This window comes from Streptomyces sp. NPDC107654 (assembly GCF_055639035.1).
In genome coordinates this window covers 36,416-55,477 of sequence record NZ_JBVKBI010000016.1, presented here as the reverse complement: position 1 = coordinate 55,477, position 19,062 = coordinate 36,416, and the positions used below count along the sequence as shown (strand labels likewise).

The 19,062-nt window shown below is 72.1% G+C and carries 17 protein-coding genes; 10 read left to right on the top strand and 7 right to left on the bottom strand.

Going from position 1 to position 19,062, the window contains the following annotated elements; translation table 11 throughout:
* Window positions 1-128: 128 nt before the first annotated feature.
* Entirely contained in the window at window positions 129-1,277 is a 1,149-nt protein-coding gene (locus tag ACZ7N4_RS26230; RefSeq protein WP_471362090.1) for a CapA family protein, read from the top strand.
* 12 nt (window positions 1,278-1,289) lie between these two features.
* On the opposite strand, the gene ACZ7N4_RS26225 is transcribed toward ACZ7N4_RS26230, so the two are convergent.
* Both ACZ7N4_RS26225 and ACZ7N4_RS26220 read right to left on the bottom strand, forming a co-directional pair.
* Window positions 1,290-2,714 (bottom strand): amino acid permease, encoded by a 1,425-nt coding sequence (locus tag ACZ7N4_RS26225; RefSeq protein WP_471362087.1) that lies wholly within the window; start codon window positions 2,712-2,714, stop codon window positions 1,290-1,292.
* A 136-nt stretch (window positions 2,715-2,850) separates the two neighbouring features.
* Window positions 2,851-3,321 carry a universal stress protein gene (locus ACZ7N4_RS26220; RefSeq protein ID WP_471362084.1) on the bottom strand — a complete coding sequence of 157 codons (471 nt, stop codon included), beginning with the start codon at window positions 3,319-3,321 and terminating at the stop codon, window positions 2,851-2,853.
* 325 nt (window positions 3,322-3,646) lie between these two features.
* On the opposite strand from ACZ7N4_RS26220, the gene ACZ7N4_RS26215 reads away from it, so the two are divergent.
* Window positions 3,647-4,480, top strand: a complete 834-nt coding sequence (locus tag ACZ7N4_RS26215) for a polysaccharide deacetylase family protein (RefSeq protein ID WP_471362081.1) — start codon at window positions 3,647-3,649, stop codon at window positions 4,478-4,480.
* 25 nt (window positions 4,481-4,505) lie between these two features.
* On the opposite strand, the gene ACZ7N4_RS26210 is transcribed toward ACZ7N4_RS26215, so the two are convergent.
* Window positions 4,506-5,177, bottom strand: coding sequence for a class F sortase (locus tag ACZ7N4_RS26210; protein WP_471362079.1), 672 nt, complete (start codon window positions 5,175-5,177; stop codon window positions 4,506-4,508).
* Window positions 5,178-5,509: 332 nt separating this feature from the next.
* Between ACZ7N4_RS26210 and ACZ7N4_RS26205 the strand changes: the two genes are divergently transcribed.
* Window positions 5,510-6,334: a hypothetical protein gene (locus ACZ7N4_RS26205; RefSeq protein WP_471362076.1), complete on the top strand. Its 825-nt coding sequence runs from the start codon at window positions 5,510-5,512 to the stop codon at window positions 6,332-6,334.
* A gap of 154 nt (window positions 6,335-6,488) precedes the next feature.
* On the opposite strand, the gene ACZ7N4_RS26200 is transcribed toward ACZ7N4_RS26205, so the two are convergent.
* On the bottom strand, window positions 6,489-7,253 hold the full coding sequence (locus ACZ7N4_RS26200) for a bestrophin-like domain (RefSeq protein ID WP_471362073.1): 765 nt from the start codon (window positions 7,251-7,253) through the stop codon (window positions 6,489-6,491).
* 32 nt (window positions 7,254-7,285) lie between these two features.
* On the bottom strand, window positions 7,286-7,477 hold the full coding sequence (locus tag ACZ7N4_RS26195) for a hypothetical protein (protein ID WP_471362070.1): 192 nt from the start codon (window positions 7,475-7,477) through the stop codon (window positions 7,286-7,288).
* Window positions 7,478-8,150: 673 nt separating this feature from the next.
* Here ACZ7N4_RS26195 and ACZ7N4_RS26190 point away from each other — a divergent pair.
* The 3 genes from ACZ7N4_RS26190 (at window position 8,151) to ACZ7N4_RS26180 (ending at window position 12,341) form a co-directional block, all read left to right on the top strand.
* Window positions 8,151-9,116, top strand: coding sequence for an SCO0930 family lipoprotein (locus tag ACZ7N4_RS26190; protein WP_471362277.1), 966 nt, complete (start codon window positions 8,151-8,153; stop codon window positions 9,114-9,116).
* Between the two features lie 271 nt (window positions 9,117-9,387).
* A complete protein-coding gene (locus ACZ7N4_RS26185) occupies window positions 9,388-10,200 on the top strand; it encodes an SAM-dependent methyltransferase (RefSeq protein WP_471362068.1) in 813 nt (270 codons plus the stop codon).
* Complete coding sequence (locus ACZ7N4_RS26180) at window positions 10,197-12,341, top strand: putative bifunctional diguanylate cyclase/phosphodiesterase (protein WP_471362065.1); 2,145 nt, start codon at window positions 10,197-10,199, stop codon at window positions 12,339-12,341. The genes ACZ7N4_RS26185 and ACZ7N4_RS26180 overlap by 4 nt, the downstream gene beginning before the upstream one ends.
* On the opposite strand, the gene ACZ7N4_RS26175 is transcribed toward ACZ7N4_RS26180, so the two are convergent.
* Window positions 12,278-13,189, bottom strand: a complete 912-nt coding sequence (locus tag ACZ7N4_RS26175) for a LysR family transcriptional regulator (RefSeq protein ID WP_471362062.1) — start codon at window positions 13,187-13,189, stop codon at window positions 12,278-12,280. The genes ACZ7N4_RS26180 and ACZ7N4_RS26175 overlap by 64 nt on opposite strands.
* Before the next feature lie 142 nt (window positions 13,190-13,331).
* On the opposite strand from ACZ7N4_RS26175, the gene ACZ7N4_RS26170 reads away from it, so the two are divergent.
* On the top strand, window positions 13,332-14,222 hold the full coding sequence (locus tag ACZ7N4_RS26170) for an NAD(P)H-binding protein (RefSeq protein WP_471362059.1): 891 nt from the start codon (window positions 13,332-13,334) through the stop codon (window positions 14,220-14,222).
* A gap of 430 nt (window positions 14,223-14,652) precedes the next feature.
* Here the strand turns inward: ACZ7N4_RS26170 and ACZ7N4_RS26165 are convergent, their stop codons facing one another.
* Window positions 14,653-15,537 carry a LysR family transcriptional regulator gene (locus ACZ7N4_RS26165; RefSeq protein WP_471362056.1) on the bottom strand — a complete coding sequence of 295 codons (885 nt, stop codon included), beginning with the start codon at window positions 15,535-15,537 and terminating at the stop codon, window positions 14,653-14,655.
* 119 nt (window positions 15,538-15,656) lie between these two features.
* Between ACZ7N4_RS26165 and ACZ7N4_RS26160 the strand changes: the two genes are divergently transcribed.
* The 3 genes from ACZ7N4_RS26160 to ACZ7N4_RS26150 are packed head-to-tail and all read left to right on the top strand — an operon-like array spanning window position 15,657 to window position 19,025.
* Window positions 15,657-16,328 carry a succinate dehydrogenase gene (locus ACZ7N4_RS26160; protein ID WP_471362276.1) on the top strand — a complete coding sequence of 224 codons (672 nt, stop codon included), beginning with the start codon at window positions 15,657-15,659 and terminating at the stop codon, window positions 16,326-16,328.
* A 1-nt stretch (window position 16,329) separates the two neighbouring features.
* On the top strand, window positions 16,330-18,279 hold the full coding sequence (locus tag ACZ7N4_RS26155) for a fumarate reductase/succinate dehydrogenase flavoprotein subunit (protein ID WP_471362053.1): 1,950 nt from the start codon (window positions 16,330-16,332) through the stop codon (window positions 18,277-18,279).
* Window positions 18,276-19,025: a succinate dehydrogenase/fumarate reductase iron-sulfur subunit gene (locus ACZ7N4_RS26150; RefSeq protein WP_471362051.1), complete on the top strand. Its 750-nt coding sequence runs from the start codon at window positions 18,276-18,278 to the stop codon at window positions 19,023-19,025. The genes ACZ7N4_RS26155 and ACZ7N4_RS26150 overlap by 4 nt, the downstream gene beginning before the upstream one ends.
* Window positions 19,026-19,062: the final 37 nt, after the last annotated feature.

Below are 19,062 nucleotides of genomic sequence, written 5' to 3'. Positions count from 1 at the left end.
CCGAGCGGGACGGAAAGGCACCGGACGGGCTAATGACCCCACCCGGTCTGTTTATCCGGTTCATCAGCTTCATACCCATATGCCCGTCACGGCTTCGTCTGTATATACGACAATCCTGGGGTGAGTTGATGATCGGACGCAGACAGCAGGTGGCCCTGGCCCTGACCGCCGTCCTCGCGGCCGGGGCGGCCTGCCAGAACCAGCACCGGGACTCCGGCGCCCAGGGAGACTCCGGGCCCACCGCGGCCCGCGGCTTCACCCTCGTCGCATCCGGGGACGTCCTGCCGCACACCTCCGTCATCGAACGGGCCGCCTACGACGCCGACGGCGGCGGCCACGACTTCCGTCCCATGCTGGCCGGCGTCCAACCGGCCGTCTCCGGAGCGGACCTGGCGCTGTGTCACATGGAGACCGTCTACGGCGCCGACGGTGACTACGCCGGCTACCCCGTCTTCAAGTCCCCGCCGCAGATCGCCGACGGTCTCGCCGCCACCGGCTACGACGGCTGCTCCACCGCCTCCAACCACGCCCTCGACGACGGCGCCGCCGGCATCCGGCGCACCCTCGACGCCATGGACCGGGCCGGCCTCCGGCACGCCGGTACCGCCCGCAGCGAGGCGGAGGCCCACACGGTCACGATGCTGCGGGCCGGCTCGGCCAGGGTCGCCCACCTGTCGTACACCTTCGGCACCAACGGCAACCCGATGCCGCCCGGGCAGCCCTGGGCGGTCGGCCTCATCGACGCCGACCGGATGATCGCCGACGCCCGCGCCGCCCGGAAGGCCGGCGCCGACGTGGTCGTGCTCTCGGTGCACTGGGGCACGGAGTGGCAGGACGAGCCCGACCGGCTCCAGCTCTCCCTCGCCCGGCGGCTCACCGCCTCCGCCGCCGACGGCCACCGGGACATCGACCTGATCCTCGGCACCCACGCCCACGTCCCCCAGGCGTACGAGAAGGTCAACGGGACCTGGGTGATCTACGGGATGGGCGACCAGATCGCCGGCGAGATGTACAACGGCGAGGGCGCCCAGGACCCGCGGGGCAACGAGTCCACCCTCGGCCGCTTCACCTTCGCCCCGCCCGCCCGGCCCGGCGAGGCCTGGCGGGTCACCAAGGCCGAGTTCGTCCCGCAGCTCTACGACCTCGACGCCGGCCGGGTCGTCAACCTCAATCAGGCCATCGACCGGGGCGCCGAACTGCAGGCCCGGCGCGACCGGATCCGCCAGGTGGTGCTCAGCCGCGGCGCCGCCCAGGACGGTCTGGTCATGGGCGAGTGACCGGCGTGCCGGTCACTCGGCGGGCTGCCGGGCGGCCAGCGCCGAGCGCCGGTAGGAGTAGCCGAAGTAGATCACGCAGCCGATCGCGAACCACACCGCGAACCGCACCCAGGTCTGCCACTGCAGGAACGTGATCAGCCAGATCGAGAAGAGGACACCCAGCGCGGGCACGACCGGCATCCCCGGCGTCCGGAAGGTGCGCGGCAGCTCCGGCTGCCGGTAGCGCAGCACGATCACCGCCGCGCACACCACCACGAACGCCAGCAGGATGCCGATGTTGGTCAGCTGCGCCGCCTCACCGATCGGGACGAACCCGGCGATGACGGCCGAGGCCGCCCCGACGATCCAGGTCACCCGGGTCGGCACGTGCCGCGTCGGGTGCGTCTTGGCGAACCACCGGGGCAGCAGCCCGTCCCGGGACATCGCGAACCACACCCGGGTCACGCCCAGCATGAACGTGAACATCACCGTGAGGATGCCGATGATCGCCCCGACCGCGATCACGTCCGCCAGCGCGTCGAGCCCCACCGACTTGAACGCCGTCGAGAAGCCGCTCTCCTTGTCGATGTGCCGGTAGTTCTGCATGCCCGTCAGCACCAGACAGGCCGCCACGTACAGCACCATGGCGATCACCAGCGAGTAGACGATCGCCTTCGGCATGTGCCGCTGGGCGTCCCTCGACTCCTCGGCCGCCGTCGACATCGCGTCGTAGCCGAACACCGCGAAGAACACCGTCGCGGCGCCGGTGAACGCCCCGCTGACGCCGTACGGGAAGAACGGGTGGTAGTTCCCGGTGTTGATGTGGAACACGCCCACTCCGATCACCAGCAGCACGACCAGCACCTTCAGCCCGACCACGAACGTCTCGAAGCGGGCCGCGCTGCGGATGCCCTGGTTCAGCAGCCAGGCGATCAGCAGGCAGAGCACGGCCGCGAACAGGTCGACCCGGTGTCCGGGCCCGGTGCCGGGCGCGCCCAGCATCCACTGCGGCAGGCCGGCGCCCAGTTCCTCGACGAGGAAGCTGAAGTAGCCGGAGATGCCGATGGCCACCACGGCCACGATCGCCGTGTACTCCAGGAGCAGGTCCCAGCCGATGAACCAGCCCGCGAACTCGCCGAGCACCGCGTACCCGTACGTGTAGGCGGACCCCGCCTTCGGGATCATCCCGGCGAACTCGGCGTACGACAGCGCCGCGCAGGCGCTCGCGAGACCGGCGATCAGGAAGGACACCAGCACCGCGGGCCCGGCCGTACCGTTCGCCACCGTGCCGGCCAGCGTGAAGATGCCCGCGCCGATGATGCCGCCCACGCCGATGGCGGTGAGCTGCCAGAGCCCCAGCGACCTGTCCAGCCGGGTGCCCTCGCCGACCTCGGTCTCCTCGATGTGCTCGATGGGTTTGCGGCGGAGAATTCCCTCACCCGCGCGGATCCTGGCCATGCGTCTCACCTCTTCGCCCACGGCAACGGCTGACGGCCGATCATGATGTCTCAGGGCCGCCGCGCAGGGAAGACGCCACGCACGGTCGGCCCCGGGGTCCGGTGCCCGCTGCCGGCCGTCCCGCCGCCGTGGCGCCCTACGGCACGACCGTCACCGGCCAGCGTCCCGCCTTCACCAGCCGGACCGCCACCGAGCCGATGATCCGGTGGCCGGCCTGCTCCGAGGCGCCCACCACCACCGCGTCCGCCTTCAGTTCGTCCGCCGCCTGCACCAGCCCGTTGTAGGGGTCCCCGCGGAAGGTGTGGAACTCCCAGCGCACCTCGAAGATCCCCTTGAGCCGCTCGGCCGCCTCCCGGATCTGCGCCACCAGGTCCTCGGCGATCTCGTCGGTGGTCTCCGCCACCGGCGCCCCGAGGGCCGCCCCCGCCGCGAGCACCGGCTGCACGTACACGACCGCCAGCAGCGCACGCTGGCGCCGGGCCAGTCCGCTCGCGTACGCGGCGGCGCGCATCGAGGAGTCGGAACCGTCCACGCCGACCAGGATGACCTTCGGCCCGTCCGTGCCCCGTTCGAACCGGTGGGAGTGCTGCTCGTGCTGTTCCGTCACGGCCGTGAGGCTATCGGAACCAACAATTCCCCCGCTGGTCCGGGCCCCCGGACCTGATGCACCGTGACCGGGACCGCGGGACACGTGGAGTTCATGGACGCCGAGAGGGCACCCGGAGACCGGACGGCGGCCCGCCGTCCGTGCCGGCGTCCGGCCTCGCCGGAGGGGACGGGGCCGGGCCCGTGCGCGGACGGGGCCCGAACCCGGACCGGCCCCCTCGCCCGGCCCGCCCGAACCCGCGTCCACTCCGCTGTCCGGGTGCATTCCCGCGGCGCCACCGGTGTCGTTGGGGTGCGCCGGAGTCCGGCGGGGCGACTGATGGTGCATGCAGAAGGATCAGTTGTTCACGCGTCGCCGGATGCTCCTCGCCGGCGGGGCCGCCCTGGGAGCCGCGGGCACCGCCGGAGTCATCCTGGCCGGCACCGAGGAGACCGCCCGGACCGCGGCGGCGCCCGTCGCCGGTCCGCAGGCCCGCCAGGTGCTGGCGCCCTCCGCCTTCCGGCTCCAGCCGCTCACCGGGTACGGCCCGCCGCGCGCCGCGCCCCGCAAGCTGAAGGTGCGCGAGGAGCCCATCCTGCAGATCTCCGGGCGCGGCCGGCGCATGGTGCTGACCTTCGACGACGGTCCCCACCCGGAGTACACCCCGCACATCCTGGACACCCTCGCCCACTACGGCGTACGGGCGATGTTCTTCGTCTGCGGCGAGTGCGTGGTCGAGAACAAGGAACTGCTGGCCCGGATGGCCGACGAGGGCCATGTCGTCGGCAACCACACCTGGACGCACCCGCTGCTGACCGAACTCGACCGGGGGGAGATCCGCGACGAGATGGAGAGCACCAGCGACGCCATCGAGGACGCCTACGGCGAGCGTCCGCAGTGGTTCCGCGCCCCCTACGGCGCCTGGAACCGCGCCGCCTTCCAACTGGGGGCCGCCATGGGCATGGAGCCCATGGCGTGGACCGTGGACACCACCGACTGGATGGAGCCGGGCACCGACACCATCGTGGACCGGATCGAGGAGGGCGCCGCCCCCGGCGTCGTGGTGCTCTCCCACGACGCCGGGGGCGACCGCTCGCAGACCGTCCACGCCATCCGGGAATGGCTGCCCTACCTGATCGACTCCGGATACCGCATCAGCGTGCCGCGCCGGCGCGTGTGACGGTCACCGTCCCGGCCGCGGCGGTTCAGACCACCGCGGCCAGACGGGCGAAGACGACGACATTCCCTTCGTAGCCGTTCTGCTTCGAGAATCCGCCTCCGCAGGTGATGACCCGGAGTTCCGGGGTGCCCTTCGAGCCGTACACGCGGTCGCCGGGGAAGTTGTTCTTCGCGAAGACCTCGACGCCGTAGATCTCGAACACCGCGGTCCTCCCGTCCTGGCGCAGGACTTCGACCTGGTTGCCCTTCTGCAGCGCCCCGAGGCCGTAGAACACGGCGGGGCCCTGTTTGTTGTCGACATGGCCGACGACGACCGCGGTGCCCTTCTCCCCGGGGGAGACGGCGCCGGTGAACCAGCCGGCCAGGTTGGGGTTGTCCGGCGGCGGTGCGGCGACCCAGCCGTCGGCGTCCAGTCCGACCTGCACCACGGGCGCGTCCACCCGGATCGCCGGGATCCGCACCCGCTGCACGGGGGAGAACGGCAGCGCGGTGGGCGCGGACGCGGGGGAGCCCGGGGTGGCGCGGGTGTCCGGGGCCGCCGCGGAGGCGGGCTGCGGCGGGCCGACGTCGAACTCTCCGGAACCGTTCCTGATGAGCGCCAGGCCGGACAGCAGGGCAAGCGCCATGACGCCCCACGGGGCGCGTTTCCTCCGCCGCGCTTCCTCCTCGGCAAGCTCGGACAGCTTGGACGCAGACATTCGCCATCCCCTCTCGACGCGGTCGTCCCCACGTCCGTCGCGCATGGGAAAACGCTAAATCCCGTGCGGGCCGCGGGCGACGGGGCGATCGGCGAACGGGTGGCGGGCCGCCCGTCCGGTGAGCCATCCGAGTTGCCGTTCCCAGGAATTTTCTGACGGTCCGTGACCTGCGGCAATATCAGATTGTGTGGTTGTCCGTCGGCGTGTCGGATCACCGGGACGGACCATTCTCGACATGCGGGCGTGTTCCGCGCGTCCGAGGGTCTTGCCTGGGAGGTGTTCCTCGCCGATCCACCGGGGACGGGCCCCGGTGACCTCCCGCGGAGGATCACATGCGCAACCAACGTGCCCTGGCGGCGGCGTGCACCACAGTCGCCGTGCTCGGGCTCGCCGCCCCGGTGGCCGTCGCGGACGGCATGGGCAACGGGGGCGGACCGAGCGGCACCGACAACACCACCGTCATCGTCCCCGGCACCGGCAACATCGGCACCTTCAGCGGGAACGGCGTCCTGCCGGGGAACGGCAACGTCAACGGGAACGGCCACTTCAACGGCAACGGCAACGGGAACTTCAACGGCAACGGGAACGGCCGTGGGGGCGAGGGCTTCGGGAACGGCAACGGCCGCGGAGGCAACGGCCGCGGCGAGGGGAACGGCCACGGGGGAGAGGGGAACGGCCGCGGGGGTGAAGGCGGCGACCGGGGTGGCGACTTCGGCCGCGAGAACGGACGCGGCGGTGAGGGCGAGGGCCACGGTGACGGTGTGAACTCCCGCGACATCTTCGTCACGCCGGACGTCCTGCCGGCCGGGGGCCGCCTCACCATCATCGTCAACGGCTGCTCGTCCGGTACGGCGAGTTCCGACGCCTTCGGCACCATCCGGCTGGAGCCGTTCCGCGACGACACCGCGCGAGGTGTCGCCATCGTCGACCGCGACGCCCGCCGCGGCCGGTACGACGTCACCGTGCGCTGTGACGGCCGCACCCTGACCCGCAGGGACGCCTTCACCGTGCTCGGCGGTGTCAACGGCGGCATCGGCGGAAGCAGGAGCACCGGTGCCACGCCGGCCGACGTGGCCATCGGCGGCGGCCTGGTGACCGCGGCCCTGGTCGGCGGTGGTGCCCTCTGGCTGCGTCGCCGGCACGAGAAGCGCGCCTGAGCTCCCCGGTGCGCCGCCGGGGCCACCGGATCCGCCCCCGCGCCCGAGCCCTCGCACACCGACAGGCCCTCGCCCCGACTCCGCAGGGAAGCGGGGGCGGAGGCCTGTCGTGGCGGCCGTACCGACGGGGCGCCGGGAGCCGACCCGGGCGGGGCTATCCGCCGGCGCCCGGGAACAGACTCAGGAACGGTTCCGCGGTCACCGCGATGCCCCGGCTGTAGGGCGCGTCGAAGTCCCAGATAAGGAACAGCATGAAGGCGATGGTCGCGGAGAACAGCCCGGCCAGGACCAGTTCGCGTCCGGTGCGCCGGATCTGGAGCGCGAACACCATGCCGATGGTGATCAGCGCCCCGGTGAGCAGCCCCCACCACACCACCGGCGGCATGGTGGCCCCGGTGGAGTCGGCCCGCGCGTTGCGTGCCTGGTCGGCGGTGGCGAGCTGGTCCAGCAGCGGCTGGTAGGCCTGCGCCTCGAAGTCGTTCTTCGGGCGGTAGTCGGTGACGTCCGCCCGGACCTGCCGCAGCAGTTCGGTGCCGCGGTCGGTGACGCGCTCCTCGTGCGCCATCGTCCGCCACTCGGAGTGGACGACGTACGTCACATAGGCGTTCACGTCCGAGCGGATGCCGTCCCGGACGTCGGGCGGGTAGACGCGGACCCGCTCCGAGATCTCGTGCAGCGCCTGGGCCTCGGTCTGCACGTGGTCCTGGGCGGCGTTGCGGGCCTCCCACACGCCCGCGATGGCCAGGCCCAGCACGATGGCGTAGATGACGCCGATCCACATCGTCATGTACTCGATGACGTCCGGGGTCTCGCTCGGATCCTCGTCCTCGGCGGCCGTCCGGTGCCGTAGCAGCGTGATGACCACCACCACGCCACAGGCCCCCAGCATCGCGAGGACGAGAACAAGCCAATCCGACAACAGGTGCCTCCAGGGGTGAGCGGGCCGGCGCGTCAGCGCGGGCGCAGCGCCGCGACGGCGACGATCGCGGGAACGGTGATGAGCAGGACGTAGGTGACGGGCTTGGTGCGGCCGCGCGGGGCGTGGCTGATGGTGTGGGGGTGGTACGCCGGGTAGCTCACCGGGGCCGCGGAGGGCCGCGGGGTGGGCTTGGGTTCGGGCTTCGGTTTCGGCTTGGGCGCCACCGGCGGCGGAGTGGGCGTGGGCGTCGGCCGGGGCGCCGGGGGCGGCGGAACGGGGCGGGCGGGCGGCCGCGGTGTGGGGGTCGGCTTCGGTCTGGGCGTGGGTGTGGGCGTCGGTGTCGGCCTGGGTGTGGGCGTCGGTGTCGGCGTGGGCTGCGGCGGGGGAGTCGGCTTCGGAGGCGGTGTCGGGGTCGGCGTCGGTGTGGGCGGACACGGCGGGGGGGTCGGCTTCGGGCAGGGCGGGTCGGGCCAGTGGTGGCCGCCGGCGTAGGCCACCGCCACCGTGCCGTCCGGTCCCGTCGAGGCGAACGCGCAGGCGTCGGCCGACGCGGTGCCGGCCGGACAGCCCACCAGGGCCCAGGTCAGCGTCAACAGGGCCACGGCCCTTGTGGCGGGCGCGCATCGGGTCACTTCGGGTCCATGCACGACGCAGATCATGAGCCGTGGACGGCCGCCGTGCGCCGTAGTGCGCCGCAATTGCTCCGAACGAGGGAGATGGCGCGGTCGGAGGTTTGACAAGCGGAAGAGACCGCGCCGACGCGCCGCGCCCCGTCACCGGGTCCGCAAAGAAATTCCGGCCGCCGTTGAACGCCCCGGCCCCTCCGGTGCGTACCCATGGCCGTGCGGCGGCGCAGCAGGGCGCTGCAATATCCAGGCGATTATGGGGAGTTTGACGATGAAGACCTCCTGGCGGACCGCCTCACTGGTGGCCACAGCCGCTTCGGTGCTGGCGCTGACGACGGCGTGCGGTCAGGACAACGCCACCACTCCCGCCTCGGCGGCCCAGAACGTCGGGGCCACGGCCGCGGCCGGCGACTACGGCAGCCCGGGCGGCGGTACGCAGACCGGCGCGGGCAACGGGTACGGCGCCGACGGCAACCAGGCCTCCGCCTCCGCGGCGCCGGCCACCCCCGCGGGCAAGCTCTCCGTGGCGAGCAACCCCGAACTCGGGAACGTGCTGACCGACGGTTCCGGCCTCACCCTCTACCGGTTCGACAAGGACACCGCCAACCCGCCCAAGTCCAACTGCGACGGCGACTGCGCCACCACCTGGCCGCCGGTCCCCGCCGACGACGCCACCGCCGGCGCCGGCATCGACAAGGCGCTGCTCGGGGAGGTCACCCGGGCCGACGGCGCCAAACAGCTCACCATCGGCGGCTGGCCCGCCTACCGCTACGCCAAGGACGTCAACGCCGGGGACGTCAACGGCCAGGGCGTGGGCGGCAAATGGTTCGCCCTCGCCCCCTCCGGGAAGAAGGCCAAACTGTCCGACCTGCCCGGCCTGTCCGTCCGCAAGGACCCCAAGCTGGGTGACGTCATCGTCGACAAGAACGGCATGACGGTCTACCGCTTCCTGAAGGACCAGGCCTGGCCGAAACCCGTCTCCCACTGCACCGGGGCCTGCCTGGAGAAGTGGCCGGCCGTCGGACCGGTCAACGCCGACGACACCGAGGGCGTGAAGAAGAAGGGCCTGATGTCCTTCTCCCGCCCCGACGGCGTCCGGCAGATGACGGTCAACTGCTGGCCGGTCTACACCTTCTCCGGGGACAAGGCCCCCGGTGACACCAACGGTCAGGGCGTGGGCGGCACCTGGTACGCCGTCTCGCCCGACGGAAAGCCGGTCGGCGCGCCGGGCAAGTAGATCACCTCCCCAGGTCGATCGCCCCGCCCCAGCCCGACGCGCGGCCGAAGATCCGCCCCCTCCGCACCGCACGGAGGGGGCGGATCGTTGTGTGCGGTGAGCACGTCCGGCCGCACGGCCGTGACACAGCGGGGCCGGACGGGCACTTGCCGCAGGCAGTGACCGGGAACGGACGGTCAATTTCCGGTTCGGGTCGCTCCTTTGGCGGGCGATCAGTAGCCTCAGCTCGAACACCGGATCGCCTACACCTGTCCACGCCTTGGAGAGTCACATGGAGCGTCCCGCCTGGGCCCCACGGAGCATCGACATCTCGGTGCCCAGCGTCTCGCGGATCTACGACTACTACCTGGGCGGTTCGCACAACTTCGAGGTCGACCGGGAAGCGGCCCGCAAGGCGATGGAGTTCATGCCGGGCCTGCCGAAGATCATGCAGGCGAACCGGGCGTTCATGCGCCGGGCCGTGCGGTTCGCGGCCGACGAGGGCATCACCCAGTTCCTCGACATCGGCTCCGGCATCCCCACCTTCGGCAACGTCCACGAGGTGGCACAGACGGCCGTACCGGGCGCCCGTGTCGTCTACGTCGACCACGACCCGGTGGCGGTGGCCCACAGCCAGGCCGTACTGGCGGGCAACGACGCCGCCGACGTGGTCGCGGCGGACCTCCGCAAGCCCCACGAGATCCTCGCAAGCCCCCGGCTGGAGCGGCTGATCGACCTGAATCGGCCAGTGGCCCTGCTCCTCGTTGCCATACTGCACTTCGTGGAAGACGCGGACGACCCGTACGGTGCGGTGGCCGAGCTGCGCAAGGCGCTCGCGCCCGGCAGCCTGCTGATCCTCACCCATGCCTCGTACGAGGGAATCCCGCTGCCCGCCGGGCGGGCCGAGGGCGCGGTGGACGTGTACAAGGACATTCGCAACCCGCTGATCATGCGCTCGCGCGACGAGATCGCGCGGTTCTTCGAGGGGTACGACATGGTGGAACCCGGACTGGTGCCGATGCCGCGCTGGCGCCCGGAATCGGCACCGGAGGACGAGGATCCGTATGCCTTCTCCGGATTCGCCGGCGTGGGGCGTACGGCGTGAGCGCGGAGCCGGACGAGCCGGAGGGCAGACTGCGCCGGTTGACGACGATCTGGAGCCGGGCCCTCTTCCCGGTGACCTCCACGTCGCTGACCCGTGCCGAGTTCGAGGAGCAACTCCTGCCGCTCGCAGGACGGTTGAGCGAGCTACTGCGCGCCCGAAGCTTCGACGCGGACGCGGCGAAGGCCGTGGGTGCCGCCCTGGTCGAGGCGCACTGCACCGACCCCGAGGCCCTCGCCCGCACCCTGGACTGCGTGGACGCCTACCTCGTCCTGTACTGCGGCGAGGACGGCCCGCAGGACGAACTGCGCATGCGCTCCTCGCGCTTGCAGCACGCGATGGCCGCCGGCTACGCCCAGGCGCTGCGCGAGCGCACCCTCGCCGAGCAACAGGCCATCGCCCAGGCCGCCTTGCGCGCCCAGGGCGTGGTGGCCCAGGCGCTCCACGCCAGCGAGGCCCGCTTCCGCGCGGTCTTCGAGGGCGCCGCGATAGGAATCGGCATCGCCGACCTCGACGGCAACGTCCTCCAGGTCAACGAGGCGCTGCTGCGCATGTTCGGCCTCACCGAGCAGTCCCTGCGCGGCCGGCGCGTCCAGGACTGGGTGCACCCCGAGGACGCCCCGCAGACCTGGCGGCTCTACGACGAACTCGTGCGCGGCGACCGCGAGCACTACCACGTGGAGAAGGCCTTCAACCGCACCGACGGCACGGTCCTGTGGACCAACCTGACGGTCTCCCTGCTGCGCGACGCCGACGGCACCCCGCAGTACCAGCTCGCCCTGATGGAGGACACCACCGAGCGCCGCCTGCTCAACCTCCGGCTGCGCTACGAGGCCACGCACGACGCCCTCACCGGCCTGCCCAACCGCTCCCTGTTCTTCGAACGGCTGGAGAAGGTCCTGAACGCGGGCCAGGGCCAGCGCTTCGGCCTGTGCTACCTCGACCTGGACGGCTTCAAGACCGTCAACGACAGCCTCGGCCACGCGGCCGGCGACCGGCTGCTCGTGGAGGTCGCCGACCGGCTCCAGTCCTGCGCGACCGCCCCCGGCGAGATGGTCGCCCGGCTCGGCGGCGACGAGTTCGTGGCCCTGACCACCGGCCCCGGCACCGAACGCAAGGTGGACGAACTCGCCGAGCGCATCATGAACGCGCTGGTCACCCCGATCAGCGTCGACGGCCGTGACCTCATGGTGCGCGGCAGCCTCGGCATCGTGGAGGGTCCGGCCGGCGAGCGCACCGCGGCGGAGGTGCTGCGCAGCGCCGACATCACCATGTACCGGGCCAAGTCGGCCGGCGGCAACCGCTCCGAGCTCGCCGACCCCGAGGCCGACGCCCGCGCGATCACCCGCCACGGCCTGACCACGGCCCTGCCGACGGCCCTGGAACGCGGCGAGTTCTTCATCGAGTACCAGCCCCTGGTCCACCTCGGCGACGGCAGCGTGCGTGGTGCCGAGGCCCTGGTGCGCTGGCTGCACCCGCAGCACGGAGTCCTCGGACCCGACCGCTTCATCCCGCTCGCCGAGCACACCGGGCTGATCGTGCCGCTCGGCCGCTGGGTCCTGGAGGAGTCGATCCGCCAGGCCCGCGCCTGGCGTGAGCGGCACGGCGAGGAGACCACCGCCGGTCCGCTGCGCATCAACGTCAACCTGTCCCCGTGCCAGCTCAGCCACCCCGGCCTGGTGCAGGACACGGTCGACATCCTCGAACGGTCGGGCGTCACCCCGGACGCCCTCTGCCTGGAGGTCACCGAGTCCGCGCTCATCGGGGCCGACGACGACCTGCTCAAACCCCTGCGCAGGCTGGCCGAGATGGGCGTCGACATCGCCCTGGACGACTTCGGCACCGGCTACTCCAACCTCGCCAACCTGCGCCGCCTGCCGGTGAGCGTCCTCAAGCTCGACCGCTCCTTCACCCAGGGCATGCAGCAGTTCCCGGCCGACCCCGTCGACCTCAAGATCGTGGAGGGCATCGTCACGCTGGCCCACAGCCTCGATCTCGCGGTCACCGTCGAGGGCGTGGAGACCGGCGCCCAGGCCGAGCAACTGCGGATACTGGGCTGCGACACGGCCCAGGGCTGGTACTACGCCCGTCCGGGCCCGCCGGAGAGGCTCCACGACCTGGCCCTGGTGGACGCCACGGGCTGAGCCGCGCCGTCGTCCCCCGTCCGGGCGGTCGCGGCCACGGCGGCGGCCGCCCGGACGAGTGCCGCGGTGGCGGTGGAGCGGGACTGCTGCGGCCAGGCGATCGCCAGCAGCGACGGCGGCGCGTCCGGGACGGGCCGGTAGACGACGCCCGGACGCGGATAGCGGTCGGCGACGGACGCCGGCAGCAGGGTGACCAGTTCGCCCAGGGCGACACGGGTGAGCACCTGGGCGAGATCGCGGCCCTCGCGCCGCGTCTCCTCCAGGAACCGGTGCAGGTCCCCGGGGCGCAGCCCCAGATCGGCGAGGTGGACCCGGTCGCGGGCGGCGAGCGGGTGGGCCGCGCCGAGCACCGCGACCCGCGGCTCGGCGACCAGGGTCTCGCTGTCCAGGCCGGTGCGGTCGAAGGGCTCGTGCACCAGCGCGGCGTCGGCCTCGCCGCGGCGCAGCAACCGCGGCTGCTCCAGCCAGCCGCACAGCCGGACCGTCACCGGTACGGCGGCGGGGTCGGTGGCGTAGCGCTCCAGGACCGGCTCCAGCAGGCCCGCGTCGCCGTCGGCCTTGACCGCCAGGACCAGCGTGCGGTCCGGGCCCGCCGCGCGCCGGGCCCGCCGGCCGGCCGCCTCCAGCGCGTCCAGCGCGAACCGCGCCTCGGCGAGGAGCACCTCGCCTGCCCGGGTCAACGCGACGCTGTGGGTGGTCCGTTCGAAGAGGGTGACCCCGAGATCGGTCTCCAGCCGGCGGATCGCCCGGGACAGGGGCGGGGCGGAGATGCCCAGCCGTTCGGCCGCGCGGGCGAAGTTGAGTTCCTCGGCGACGGCGACGAAGTAGCGCAACGGGCGGGACTCCACGGCTTCGCCCTCCTTTCGGCAGCTGCCCTGAAGGCCGTTATTGCCCTGAGGGTAACAACCGCGAGCGAAGCGGTCCTTCAGTTACCGGAGGCCGGACGGCAGGCTCGACCACGCCTGATTCCCCCTCTCCCAGGAGCCCTCCGTGATCCTCGTCACCACCCCGACCGGCCAGATCGGCAGCCAGGTCCTCGACTCCCTCCTCGCCGCCGGGGACGCGGCCGGAGAGGTCCGCGTGATCGTCCGGGACCCCGCCCGCCTGTCCCCGCGCGTACGCGCCCGCGTCGAGACCGTCAGCGGCTCGCACGCCGACCCCGACGTCGCCGCCAAGGCGTGCGCGGACGTCGACCGGGTCTTCTGGCTGGTGCCGCCGGCGCCCACCGCCGACAGCGTCGAGGGACACTTCCGCGCCTTCAGCCGGCCCCTGGTCGACGCGATCCGCACCGAGGGCGTCGAGCGGGTCGTCGGCGTCTCCACCCTGGGCCGCGGCATCGCCCGGAACGCCGGGCAGATCTCGGCCTCGCTGGCCATGGACGAGGAGATCCGGGCCACCGGCGTCCACCACCGGGCGCTGTGCCCGCCGTACCTCATGGAGAACCTGCTCCACCAGGCCGCGGTGATCCGCGACAGCGGTGTGATCGCCATGGCGACGTACGGCGACCGGGTGCTGCGCACCTGCACCACCCGTGACATCGGCGCCGTGGCGGCACGGCTGCTGCTGGACGGCACCTGGGCCGGCCAGGAGGACGTCCCGACGGTCGGCCCCGACGCCCTGACACCCGAGGACATGGCGCGCGTGGTGTCCGAGGTGCTGGACCGCCCGGTCCGCTTCCGGCGGCTCGGTGAGGCGGAGTACAAGGCGACGCTGCTGCGGCACGGCGCGAGCGAGGACTGGGCGCGCGGCCTGACCGACCTCGCGTCCGCGACGGCCGAGCAGGGCTTCTACGGCAGCACGGCACCCAGCACACCCGAGACCGCGCCCACGTCCTTCCGCCGCTGGTGCGAGGAGGTACTCAGGCCGGCCGTCCTGAACTGACCGGCACCGCCGACGGCTCCGCCGGTACCGCCGACGGCTCCGCCGGTACCGCCGACGGCTCCGCCGGTACCGCCGACGGCTCCGCCGGTACCGTCCGCGGCACCCCGGTACCGACCACGGCCCTGGCGGTGCCGCCCGCCGCTCCGCCGAGATCGCCTGTGACTCTGCCGGTGTCGCCTGGCGTCCTGTGGGGGTCGTCTGGGGGTCTGGCGGTGTCGCCTTGGCGTCCCGTGGGGATCGCCTGCGGTCCCGTCGGGATCGCCTGCCGTTCCACCGGTGCCGCCCGCCGTTCCCCCGGTGCCGGCCACGGCTCCGGCGGTGTCGGCCGCCGTTCAGCAGGGATCGCCCGTGACTCCGCCGGCACCGTCTGCGGCTCAGCGGGCACCCTCTGAGGTTCCGCCGGCACCCTCTGCGGCTCCCTCCGCGTCGCCTACCGCTCCAGCAGCATCCGCTGCAGTTCCCGGGCCGCCCGCGGCGGAGCCACGTCGCTGCGGTGGGCGAGGGCGATGGTGCGGTGCAGTCCGGGGCGGGCCAGGGGCGTGACCCGTAGTCCGCGGCCCGCCCGGGCGGCCACCATCCGCGGTACGACGGCCACGCCGAGCCCCGCCCGGACGAACCCCAGCACCGCGTCCATCTCGCCGCCCTCCACGGCGAAGTCCGGCTCGAACCCCGCGGAGCGGCACGCCGCGACGGTCAGTTCCCGCAGGTCGTAGCCGTGCCGGAACATCACCAGCCGTTCCCCCTCCAGGTCGGGGATCTCCACCGCCCGCCCGCCCCGGCCGGGCACCGGCGCCTCCGGCGAGGACACCACCACGAGGTCCTCCCGCAGCAGCTCCACCGTCGTCAGCGCGGGCGCCGGCGTCGGCAGCGGCAGCACGACCAGCGCGAGGTCGAGCGCACCGCGCGCCAGCTCCCGTACCAGGTCGTGCGAGCCGCTCTCCTCGATCAGCAGCCGGACCCCCGGGTACCGGTCGTGGAAGGCGCGCAGCACATCCGGCAGCAACCCCGTGCACAGGCTCGGTGTCGCCCCCAGCCGGACCCGTCCCCGCCGCAGCTGGACCAGCTCCTGTACCTCGTGCCGTGCGGTGTCCGCGTCGGCCAGGATGCGCCGGGCCAGCGGCAGCAGCGCCTCCCCGGCGTCGGTGAGCGTGATGTTGCCCCGGGCGCGCAGGAAGAGGTCCGCGCCCAGCTCCCGCTCCAGCGCCTTGATCTGCTGGGACAGCGACGGCTGGGCGACATGGACCAGCTCGGCGGCCCGGGTGAAGTGCCGGGTCTCGGCGACGGCCACGAAATACTGGAGCTGCTGGAACTGCATGGCGCCACGATAGCTTCGGCCTATGGAATCCAGCTGCACCATGTCTTGGACCGATTGGCCCGTTCGGCCCTAGCGTCTTGTCCATGGCTCTGGCAACGCGGACGGACCGACGACCGTCCATGGCGCGCACGATGTGGGACTCCTCCGTCGGCAAGAAGACCGTGATGGCCGTCAGCGGCGTGATCATGCTGCTGTACCTGGTCGCCCACGTCATCGGGAACCTGAAGATCTTCTTCGGCGCGGGGGAGTTCAACCACTACGCCCACTGGCTGCGCACGGTCGGCGAACCCTTCATGCACTACGAGTGGACGCTCTGGCTCGTCCGGATCGTCCTCGTCGTCGCCGTGGTCGCCCACGCCACCTCCGCGTACCAGCTCAGCCGACGCGACATCAGGGCACGGCCCGGCACGTACGTGCACAGGAAGCCCGGGGCCGGTTACGCGACCCGCACGATGCGCTGGGGCGGCGTCATCCTCGGCCTGTTCATCGTCTGGCACGTCCTCGACCTGACCACCGGCACCGTGCACTCCGGCGGCTTCCAGGAGGGCCACCCGTACCAGAACGTCGTGGACACCTTCTCCACCTGGTACGGCAACGTCGTCTACATCGTCGCGATGCTGGCGCTCGGCCTGCACATCCGGCACGGCCTCTGGAGCGCCGCCCAGACCCTCGGCGTCGGCAGCCGCACCCGCGACCGCGCCCTGAAGACCCTCGCGAACGTCCTCGCGCTGCTGCTCACGGCCGGCTTCGTCGCCGTACCCGTGGGCGTCATGACCGGAGTGGTGAGCTGACATGACGACCTACGCCGACTACGCGACCGGCACGCCGGTCACCGACACGAAGGCCCCCGCCGGACCGATCCACGAACGCTGGGACAGGCGCCGTTTCGAGGCCAGGCTGGTCAACCCGGCCAACCGCCGCAAGCACACGATCATCGTCGTGGGCACCGGCCTCGCCGGTGGCTCCGCGGGCGCCACCCTCGCCGAACAGGGTTACCACGTCGTCCAGTTCTGCTACCAGGACTCCCCGCGCCGGGCACACTCCATCGCCGCGCAGGGCGGCATCAACGCGGCGAAGAACTACCGCAACGACGGCGACTCGGTCCACCGCCTGTTCTACGACACCGTCAAGGGCGGCGACTTCCGGGCCCGCGAGTCCAACGTGCACCGGCTCGCCCAGATCTCGGTCGAGATCATCGACCAGTGCGTGGCCCAGGGCGTGCCGTTCGCCCGCGAGTACGGCGGTCTGCTCGACACCCGCTCCTTCGGCGGCGTCCAGGTCTCCCGCACCTTCTACGCCCGCGGCCAGACCGGCCAGCAGCTGCTCCTCGGGGCCTACCAGGCCCTCAGCAGGCAGATCGCCGCGGGCAACGTGGAGTTGCACCCGCGCACCGAGATGCTCGACCTGATCGTGGTCGACGGGCGCGCCCGCGGGATCGTCGCCCGGGATCTGGTCACCGGGAGGATCGACACGTACTTCGCGGACGCCGTCGTCCTCGCCTCCGGCGGCTACGGCAACGTCTTCTACCTGTCGACCAACGCCATGAACTCCAACGCGACCGCGATCTGGCGGGCGCACCGGCGCGGCGCCTGGTTCGCCAACCCCTGCTTCACCCAGATCCACCCGACGTGCATCCCGCGCACCGGCGACCACCAGTCCAAGCTCACGCTGATGAGCGAGTCGCTGCGCAACGACGGCCGCATCTGGGTGCCGAAGGCCCAGGGCGACACCCGCCCGCCGAACGAGATCCCGGAGGACGAGCGCGACTACTACCTGGAGCGCATCTACCCGTCCTTCGGCAACCTCGTGCCCCGCGACATCGCCTCCCGCGCCGCGAAGAACGTCTGCGACGAGGGCAGGGGAGTGGGCCCCGGCGGCCAGGGCGTCTACCTGGACTTCGCCGACGCCATCCGGCGGATGGGCCGCGAGGCCGTCGAGGCCAGGTACGGCAACCTCTTCGACATGTACCAGCGGATCACCGACGAGGATCCGTACGAGGTGCCGATGCGGATCTACCCGGCCGTGCACTACACGATGGGCGGCCTGTGGGTCGACTACGACCTCCAGACCACCGTCCCCGGCCTGTTCGCGATCGGCGAGGCCAACTTCTCCGACCACGGCGCCAACCGGCTGGGTGCCTCGGCGCTGATGCAGGGCCTCGCCGACGGCTACTTCGTGCTGCCGGCCACCATCAACGACTACCTGGCCCGCAACCCGCACCAGGAACCGGTCACCGACGAACACCCCGTCGTCCAGGAGGCGCTGGCCGAGACCGAGGACCGGATCAACCTGCTGCTGGCCGTCGACGGCGACCGCACCCCGGACTCCTTCCACCGCGAACTCGGCGAGCTGATGTGGGAGTTCTGCGGCATGGCGCGCAGCGAGGCGGGCCTGCGCAAGGCCCTGGAGCGCATCCCGCAGATCCGCGAGGAGTTCTGGCGCCGGATCAAGGTGCCCGGCACCGGCGAGGAGTTCAACCAGTCGCTGGAGAAGGCCAACCGCATCGTCGACTACCTGGAACTCGCCGAGCTGATGTGCCTCGACGCGCTCCACCGCACCGAGTCCTGCGGCGGCCACTTCCGCGAGGAGTCCCAGACCCCGGACGGCGAGGCCGCCCGCAGGGACGAGGCGTTCTCCTACGCCGCCGCCTGGGAGTTCACCGGCACCGGCGAGGCGCCCGTCCTGCACAGGGAAGACCTGGTCTTCGAGTACGTCCACCCCACCCAGCGGAGCTACGCATGAAGCTCACCCTGCGCGTCTGGCGGCAGAAGAACGCCGACGCCGAAGGAGCGATGTCCACCTACGAGGTGGACGACATCTCGCCCGACATGTCCTTCCTGGAGATGCTGGACGTCCTCAACGAACGGCTCATCCTCGCCGGGGAGGAGCCGGTCGCCTTCGACCACGACTGCCGCGAGGGCATCTGCGGCGCGTGCAGCCTGGTCATCAACGGCGACGCGCACGGACCGGAGCGCACCACCACCTGCCAGCTGCACATGCGGTCCTTCCGGGACGGCGACACGATCGACATCGAGCCGTGGCGGGCGTCCGCGTTCCCGGTGATCAAGGACCTGGTGGTGGACCGGTCGGCGTTCGACCGGATCATCCAGGCCGGCGGCTACATCACCGCGCCGACCGGGTCCGCGCCGGAGGCCCACGCCACCCCGGTGCCCAAGGCCGACGCCGACTTCGCGTTCGAGCACGCCGAGTGCATCGGGTGCGGGGCGTGCGTGGCCGCGTGCCCGAACGGCGCGGCGATGCTGTTCACCTCCGCCAAGGTCAACCATCTCAACGTGCTGCCCCAGGGGGCGCCCGAGCGGGAGACGCGGGTGCTGGACATGGTGGCGCAGATGGACGCGGAGGGATTCGGCGGGTGCACGCTGACCGGTGAGTGCGCCACCGCCTGCCCCAAGGGCATTCCGCTGATGTCGATCACGAGCATGAACAGGGAGTGGCTGCGGGCCACCCGGAAGGCGGGCAAGCGCTAGCGCCCACCACCTGAGGACGTTCGCCGGACAGAGGCGG

Excerpts from the sequence above, each read along its gene's own strand:
- ACZ7N4_RS26185 (WP_471362068.1), top strand. The coding sequence starts at position 9,388 with ATGGAGCGTCCCGCCTGGGCCCCACGGAGCATCGACATCTCGGTGCCC.
- ACZ7N4_RS26210 (WP_471362079.1), bottom strand. The coding sequence starts at position 5,177 with ATGTCTGCGTCCAAGCTGTCCGAGCTTGCCGAGGAGGAAGCGCGGCGG.
- ACZ7N4_RS26230 (WP_471362090.1), top strand. The coding sequence starts at position 129 with ATGATCGGACGCAGACAGCAGGTGGCCCTGGCCCTGACCGCCGTCCTC.
- ACZ7N4_RS26160 (WP_471362276.1), top strand. The coding sequence starts at position 15,657 with ATGGCGCGCACGATGTGGGACTCCTCCGTCGGCAAGAAGACCGTGATG.
- ACZ7N4_RS26205 (WP_471362076.1), top strand. The coding sequence starts at position 5,510 with ATGCGCAACCAACGTGCCCTGGCGGCGGCGTGCACCACAGTCGCCGTG.
- ACZ7N4_RS26155 (WP_471362053.1), top strand. The coding sequence starts at position 16,330 with ATGACGACCTACGCCGACTACGCGACCGGCACGCCGGTCACCGACACG.
- ACZ7N4_RS26165 (WP_471362056.1), bottom strand. The coding sequence starts at position 15,537 with ATGCAGTTCCAGCAGCTCCAGTATTTCGTGGCCGTCGCCGAGACCCGG.
- ACZ7N4_RS26215 (WP_471362081.1), top strand. The coding sequence starts at position 3,647 with ATGCAGAAGGATCAGTTGTTCACGCGTCGCCGGATGCTCCTCGCCGGC.
- ACZ7N4_RS26190 (WP_471362277.1), top strand. The coding sequence starts at position 8,151 with ATGAAGACCTCCTGGCGGACCGCCTCACTGGTGGCCACAGCCGCTTCG.
- ACZ7N4_RS26150 (WP_471362051.1), top strand. The coding sequence starts at position 18,276 with ATGAAGCTCACCCTGCGCGTCTGGCGGCAGAAGAACGCCGACGCCGAA.
- ACZ7N4_RS26225 (WP_471362087.1), bottom strand. The coding sequence starts at position 2,714 with ATGGCCAGGATCCGCGCGGGTGAGGGAATTCTCCGCCGCAAACCCATC.